Here is a 6,621-nt window from a genome sequence, read left to right on the forward strand (position 1 = left end):
CTGGGCTCCGTACCGCCGCTGCTGCCGTCCTGACTCGCACCGTGCGTCCCAGCGCGGTGCGAGCTCAGCGATCAACTCGCCGAGATGCTGAGCCGAAACCCCGCAGAACGCACGGTGGGACATGGCGTCACGAGGCTTCTTGATATGCACACCAAGAACCCACACGGGCGTCGCCATGTCACGGCAGAGTCCAGTGGATCGCTCCTGTCTACCCTCACCTGTATGACGATCGACTGGATAGCGGAAGCCCAACGCCTGGCCCATGGGCGACGCTTTGACGAGTTCAGCAGCCCGTCCTTGGGACAGGACTCCTCCCCGGCGCCGCTGTCCGAAGCACAGGTCTGCGAGGCGGAGGCGGAACTGGGCATCATCTTTCCCGACGAGTACCGGGAGTACTTGCTCCGACAGAGCGCTGGCGGCGCGATGAACCGCCTACGCCGAACCGCAGCATGCTGGGGCTGGCAGGGAGACTCAAGCACCAACTACGACCTGCTCACCATTGCCTTCCCACATCCTGACTCCTACCGCGCTTACGAAGACGAGCTGGACGCACGCGAGCCGCGGGAAGAGAACTTCCCGGACCACGACGCCTACCAGCAGGCCTGGAAGCAGTGGGACGCGGAGTACGAGGTGCTCCAGGAACGCAAGACGTCCGGCGCCGTGTTTATCCGGGACGACGGCTGTGGCTTCTCGACCCTGCTCGTCGTCACTGGTCCGAACCGAGGCACCATGTGGTTCGACGGCCGCGCGACCTGTGATCAGATCCTCCCGCTCTGCCTGGACGGTCGGCCCGTGTCATTCACGGACTGGCTCGGTCGGAACTCCATGGATCTGCTCAACTGGTGAACGCGCCAAGCGGACACCCGGCCAGGTCAGGAGCCGCCGGAACAATCGCGGGTCAGGTCGTTACCGCTGCAGGGCGCGCGGCCGTGCCATAGCCCTGAGATGTGCAGCCGGGTTTCCCCGGCCCCCGGGCAGGATGCAGATCTGGTGCGCGCTGCCCTACAGCTGTGTCCACGATTGCGGCCCCCCGCCGCTCAAGGGAGACGAGACATCGTCAGTGGGCCCCTGCAGTTCGAGGCTTTCGAGGACCGCGGCGCCCAGTGGCACGGTGCGGGCCATGGTTGAGACGAGGGGGTGTTGGGCTGCCGTGGCCTGCAGATCACTGATCCGGTTGTGCAGGACTTGCCGGGAGCCGCCGGTGAGGACGAACAGGATGCGGGGAAGACGGGGTACCAGCGCAGCCAGGCGGGCCCGGCGAGGGCCGGGTGGCGGAAGCGGTGCCGGCTCACGGACTGGGGTTTGTAGGATCACAGGCGCGCGTAGTCGATCAGTTTCGAGGCGGGGCGTTCACTGCTCATGGTGGTGCGGTCGATCTCGACGAATGCCCTCAGTTTGGTCCGCTGCCGGGCCGGTGAGGGTGTAGTGCATCAGCGCGTCCGCGATGACCTTCTCCCCGTCGCCGAGAGAGTGGGACACCTCGGGTGTCCAGTCCAGGAAGCCGTGCTCGTCGCCGTGCTCGCGAGCCTCGGCCACGAATGCCAGGTGGGTGCGCAGCACCGTCAGCGTGTGGGGGGCTTCAGCGAGGTGGCGGTGGTGGAAGTGATCGGGTAGGTCGGCCGGCCCCGCAGGGCGGGGAAGTCCTTCACCATCCGGACCCCGTCACCGGTCAGATACCAGGCGGGCGACGTCTGCCCACATCGCTCCCATCGACGCGGCCACCTGCCCGCCCGCGGCTTCGTTCTGCGGGGCACTGCCGGCCACAGCGTGCGGCGGTGCCTCTCTTGGCCCTCCAGCAGATCCAGGGTCGCTTCGACGTTCTCCACCCACGGATGGGCACCCTTGCCCGGTGCCTGCTCGGCGGGCTCGATGCCCTCGATCATCTTCAGGGCGATCTCGCCGGGGTCGGCCTGCGCGCACAGCCCGAGCAGTCGCGGCGCCCCGGACAGGGACCGCACCAGATGCGTGACCTTGGCCAGCTGCTCGTCGCGGACCGCGGCGGGTACGTAGGTGCCCTGGACGGTCTCCGCGCGCTGCCCCTTCGCGTCGGGACCGGGGTGCAGGCGGTAGACGGCCCACACGCTGCCCTGTGTCGACCAGACCAGGTGACCGGCGATGTGACGGATCGGAACCCTCACCGCACACCCCCCCGTCTCCTGGACGCGGGACAGCAACTGCTGCACGCCCGACACCGGCGCCACCGACACCGGGCGTCGGCCGCCCATGCGGCCCGTGTCCGGTCGGCCGCCGACACACGGCCCGCGAACTTCCCGAACCGGGGGCGTGCTGCGGTCGGTCCCCGGCTCGGCGGCGCGCTGCCGCACCGCCGCAGGAACGGTCGGTGATCGCCTTCGAGGGTGAAGCCGCCCAGCAGGGGTCGGGCGGCGTGGTCGCGGGCGGCCCTGCCGCCCGTCCGGCCGCCCTGCGGCTGCCAGGCAAGGAGCAGCCAGCCCAGCGCCGCCTGCAGCGGCGCGCGCCCCTTGACCTTGGGCCGGCGTCCGCCCACACGGCCAGCACCCAGGCGACCACGGGGACCGGGCCCATCCACGACCACCAGCTGATGGTCTTGACGAGGAGGAAACCGCCGCCGACGAGGACGGCGATCTGCGCGGGGGTGTAGGGGCCGAGCGGGATCTTCCAGTCGGCGACCTTCCCCAGCACCCACGGATGTCGGCGCGCGGTCGTATAGAAACGCCCAACCCTGTTCGCGGCGGCCGCGCTCACAGCAGGCCTCCCGTACCCTCGAAGCCCACGCGCGCGGCCGGGGCGCTTCCGCGCATGAGTCCCGGGACGGCGGGGGCGCCGTTGGCGGGGTTCTTCACCTCGTCGGTGAACATGTCCGCGAGGTCCTCGCGGGAGTCGTACAGCCCCAGCGCGATGATCACCAGCAGGAGGGCGCCGATCCCGGCCTTCAGGCTGAACCGCTGGGCCGTGATGACGACGACCAGCACGATCAGTCCCGCCTGCAGGCCCTTGGTCGCCCAGCCCTCGAGCATGGTGATCCAGCTGTCGCCGAGGTCGTCCAGGTGCCCGGCCAGCACCACCTCGTGCACCGTGTTCACCGCGCACCCCCGCCCCGGACGGTCCCGGATTGCAGCGCGGCGACGCCCCACCGGCCGGAGCGGGCCGTGAGCGCGAGCCCGTAGGCCAGCGGCCACCGGCCGGCGTCATCCTGGGCTTCGGCCTGGACCTGGACCCGGACCTTCGTGCCGTCGGCCAGTACCTGCCCGGCGGCCGCGGCTTCCTCGACGGCCGACACCTCCTGCACGGTGACCGTCGTGTAGAGGGCGGGGGAGACAGGCGTGAGCTTCACGCCGGGCGCGAGGTAGCGGTCGACCTCTCCGGTGCCGGTGAGGTAGGCGCCGAGGAACTCCCCGATCGTCGACGACAGAGCACTGTCGGACGGAACGCTCACCGTGTACGGGGATGCGGGCACCGCGGCCCGGGCCGGACCCGCCACCACCCCAGGGAGCACCGGCCACCGCGAACGACGCACCACGCGCGTCGGCGGTGACGGGGACGGCGAAGTAGCGAACCGCGCTGTCGGCGTACTGCGCAGCGACCGTCACCGCCCACGCGTCCCCGTCGCGCTGCACACTGCGCACCGCGGTCACCGACTTCAGCTTCGGCTGTGCATCGGCTGCCGGGTCCGGCAGAGCGACGTCCGGGGCGAGGGACTGTGCAAGACGCGCCTGCGCACTGCCCGCCTCGTCCGCGTTGCTGCGCAGCCACGCGTCGAGGAACACTTGCGCATAGCCCGCCGGGGGGGTCGGCCGCGACCGCCGCAGTGCGCACCGGGGCCCGCCTGTCGGGGGCGGCGGCCGTAGCGGTGGCCGGGCCGGATGTCATCGCGACGGCCAGGGTCACGGGTCCGGCGGCGATCGCGGGGGCGGCCTCGCTGCGCGAGGCCTTCTTGTCCAGAGGCATGGTCAGACTCCCAGGTCAGGAATGGTTGTTGCTGACCTTGAGGGAATCTGTCAGCCCCGACCCGACCACCGACCACGCAACCCCGACCACCATCACGAACCGGTCACGAAACCCATGGTCGACCCGACCACAACCCCGACCACGCCACCCACAGGCACGCACCGGCCTCAGCCACTACAACGATGGGGATGAGGAGGCGCGTGAGCGCCCGGCAAGACCCGGGCGAGGTCTCGTCTGCGCACCGGCGGACCGACTGTGCAGCCCGAGGCCACTGTGCATCCCCGCTGCCATCTGCACATTGAGCGCCGGGCGCTTCGTGCAGCCGCGAGTGGACACTCGCCATACACGCGAAAAGCCCCATGGCCGGCCCCGACCATAGGGCCGACCATGGCTGGTCAGGCCGCATGTCGCTATCTCACCACCGACGGCTGCAAGCCTGTGCGGTGATCCGCAAGAAGCGGCCCAGGACACCGGGCACGGGCAGGCCGGTCGGTCGTGGATGCGCACGGAGCCGTCCTCACGTCGTTGTCGGACAGTGCTAGAACCGTGCGATGGGAATATGGACTGACGCTTTCATCGCCCCCGCCGAACCCGTGCTGCTCCCTGTCGAGGTCTTCGGCCGCATGGTCGTCGATCTGGCACGCGAGCGTGTCGTGCGGACTCCCTGGGCGCTGCTCGCCGGTGACTTGTGCGTGAATGCCAGTCTGAACTGGGAGAGCGTCAGCGGGCAGGCACGCTGGGATCGGCCGGAGACCGGCACCGTGTTGCGCAGCGAGCAGATGCCGCCAGAGCTGCGGGACACTCTGCCGCCGCCTTGGGGGGAATCGCGGGAGCAGGCCCGCCTCCTCGCCGGCGGGGAGGCGATCTTGCAGGTGCTTCCTGCACTGCAGCAGGCACCGTACGGGCAGCAGGACATCGCGGTTGTCTTCGACTGCCTGGACTTCACCAACCGCTCCATCGCCGGACACTTCGGCTACGAGGACCACCGGACCATGCTGGTGTGTTTCGCCCTCGCCCGACCGCAGAACCGGCCTGTGGCCGCGAATACCCTGGCGTCACCGGGAGGACCGGTGCATCCAGTGCGCAGCTGCATCGTCCACACTTTCAAGCATTGCTATGAGGACGGCATGCCCCCGGCGATCGCTTCCATCGCGAGCCGGCACTTCGGCCGACCTCTGGTCCACGGCGAGACATGGGGACGAGCCAGCCCAGCTCGGGCGGTGTTTCGCTCCGGACACCTTCACCTGAGCGGGTCGGTCAACGCCACCGCCGTGGTGGTGGCGTTGACCGACGCCCTGTGATGAATGGCCGCCAACGCTTTCGGCTGCCTCACGCGTATCCTCCGGGGGCCTGACGGAGCGCGACGGCACGCTCGTCGCCACCGGAGCGTCGAGCGGACCAGGCATCCGCGGCCATGGCGGACATGTGCGGCGTCACCTAGCCTCGCGCTTTCACGAGGTGGGGCGTCCGAGGCTTGATCAAATAAGCGGAGAGTGCTCCTGACCTGCAACGATGGGACTTGTCGAGGGTCCTGTTGGCTGCATGGGAAGAAGCACTCTCCAGGTGAAGAAGCGCATCGGGTCGTACCCGCGTGTCCGCGTCGAGGGCGGCGGCCGGGCGGTGGTCTCGCAGGCCGGGGGCGTGCTGCTGGTGGAGACCGTCCGCAAGGTCGGCCTGGACACCGTGATATCAGCGGCGCTGCCCGCCGTGGCGGAAAGCCCGGGCGGTGCACAATCCGGGCAAGATCCTGCTGGACGTGGCGCTGGCGGTCGCGCTGGGCGGAGACTGCCTCGCGGATGTCGGCATGCTGCGGGCCGAGCCGGCCGTGTTCGGGCCGGTGGCCTCCGACCCGACGGTCTCCCGCCTGATCGACACACTCGCCGGCTCCGAGGAGAAGTCGCTGGCGGCAATCCATTCGGCTCGGGCCGAAGCACGTGAGCGTGCCTGGTGGTTGGCCGACGGCCACGCGCCCGATGCAGGCGGGTCGGTGATCGTGGACCTCGACGGGGTGCTGGTGGTCGCGCACTCGGACAAGGAGGACGCGGCCCCGACCTTGAAGCGGACCTACGGTCACCACCCGTTGATGGGGTTCGTCGACCACGGACCGGGCAGCACCGGTGAGCCGGTCGCGGCCCTGCTCAGGCCCGGGAACGCCGGCTCGAACACCGCGGCCGACCACGTCACCGCCACCCGACTGGCGCTGGCCCAGCTGCCGAAGAAGTACCGGCGCGGGCGCCGGACGCTGATCCGCACCGACTCTGCGGGCGGCACCCACGACTTCGTCGCCTGGCTCACCCGGCGGGGACGGTGGCTGTCCTACTCGGTCGGCATGGTGATCACCGAGCAGGTCCACCAGCACGTTCTGAAGGTTCCGGCATCGGCCTGGACGGCGGCCGTCGAGGCGGACGGCGAGATCCGGGACGGGGCCTGGGGCGCCGAACTCACCGGCGATGTCCTGGACGGCTGGCCCCAGGGCATGCGGCTGATCGTCCGGAAGGAACGGCCGCACCCCGGGGCCCAGTTGAGGCTCACGGACGCGGACGGCATGAGGCTGACGTGTTTCGCCACCAACAGCCAAGATCTTTGCGGGACAGCCCTTACTGGCTCTAACAAAAGCGGCTGATCATGAGTCTGTCGGCCTCTCTGCTCGTAGGTGTGGGTATGGGAAACCGTCAGTCGCGGCCGTGGATCGTG

Annotated in this window: 4 protein-coding genes and 3 pseudogenes; 3 read left to right on the forward strand and 4 right to left on the reverse strand. The window is 69.8% G+C overall.

Annotation, left to right across the window (positions count from 1 at the left end; all coding sequences use genetic code 11):
* Window positions 1-222 precede the first annotated feature (222 nt).
* Window positions 223-846, forward strand: a complete 624-nt coding sequence (locus KUM03_RS25120) for an SMI1/KNR4 family protein (protein ID WP_254399854.1) — start codon at window positions 223-225, stop codon at window positions 844-846.
* A 156-nt stretch (window positions 847-1,002) separates the two neighbouring features.
* Here the strand turns inward: KUM03_RS25120 and KUM03_RS25125 are convergent.
* The 4 genes and pseudogenes from KUM03_RS25125 to KUM03_RS39060 form a co-directional block, all read right to left on the reverse strand.
* Window positions 1,003-1,682: pseudogene (locus KUM03_RS25125) on the reverse strand (replication-relaxation family protein); the annotation flags it as partial.
* Window positions 1,666-2,138 (reverse strand): annotated as a pseudogene (locus KUM03_RS25130) (ATP/GTP-binding protein); the annotation flags it as partial. The pseudogenes KUM03_RS25125 and KUM03_RS25130, both read right to left, overlap by 17 nt.
* A 582-nt stretch (window positions 2,139-2,720) precedes the next feature.
* Window positions 2,721-3,062 (reverse strand): hypothetical protein, encoded by a 342-nt coding sequence (locus KUM03_RS25135; protein ID WP_217251563.1) that lies wholly within the window; start codon window positions 3,060-3,062, stop codon window positions 2,721-2,723.
* Window positions 3,059-3,415: a conjugal transfer protein gene (locus KUM03_RS39060; RefSeq protein ID WP_308406407.1), complete on the reverse strand. Its 357-nt coding sequence runs from the start codon at window positions 3,413-3,415 to the stop codon at window positions 3,059-3,061. The genes KUM03_RS25135 and KUM03_RS39060 overlap by 4 nt, the downstream gene beginning before the upstream one ends.
* Before the next feature lie 1,063 nt (window positions 3,416-4,478).
* Here KUM03_RS39060 and KUM03_RS25145 point away from each other — a divergent pair.
* Both KUM03_RS25145 and KUM03_RS25150 read left to right on the forward strand, forming a co-directional pair.
* Window positions 4,479-5,228 (forward strand): hypothetical protein, encoded by a 750-nt coding sequence (locus KUM03_RS25145; RefSeq protein WP_217251564.1) that lies wholly within the window; start codon window positions 4,479-4,481, stop codon window positions 5,226-5,228.
* 262 nt (window positions 5,229-5,490) lie between these two features.
* Window positions 5,491-6,502, forward strand: a pseudogene (locus tag KUM03_RS25150) (IS1380 family transposase); the annotation flags it as partial.
* Window positions 6,503-6,621 lie beyond the last annotated feature (119 nt).

The sequence above is a fragment of the Streptomyces sp. AC602_WCS936 genome (assembly GCF_019049125.1).
GTDB lineage: Bacteria > Actinomycetota > Actinomycetes > Streptomycetales > Streptomycetaceae > Streptomyces.

Excerpts from the sequence above, each read along its gene's own strand:
- KUM03_RS25120 (WP_254399854.1), top strand. The coding sequence starts at position 223 with ATGACGATCGACTGGATAGCGGAAGCCCAACGCCTGGCCCATGGGCGA.
- KUM03_RS25145 (WP_217251564.1), top strand. The coding sequence starts at position 4,479 with ATGGGAATATGGACTGACGCTTTCATCGCCCCCGCCGAACCCGTGCTG.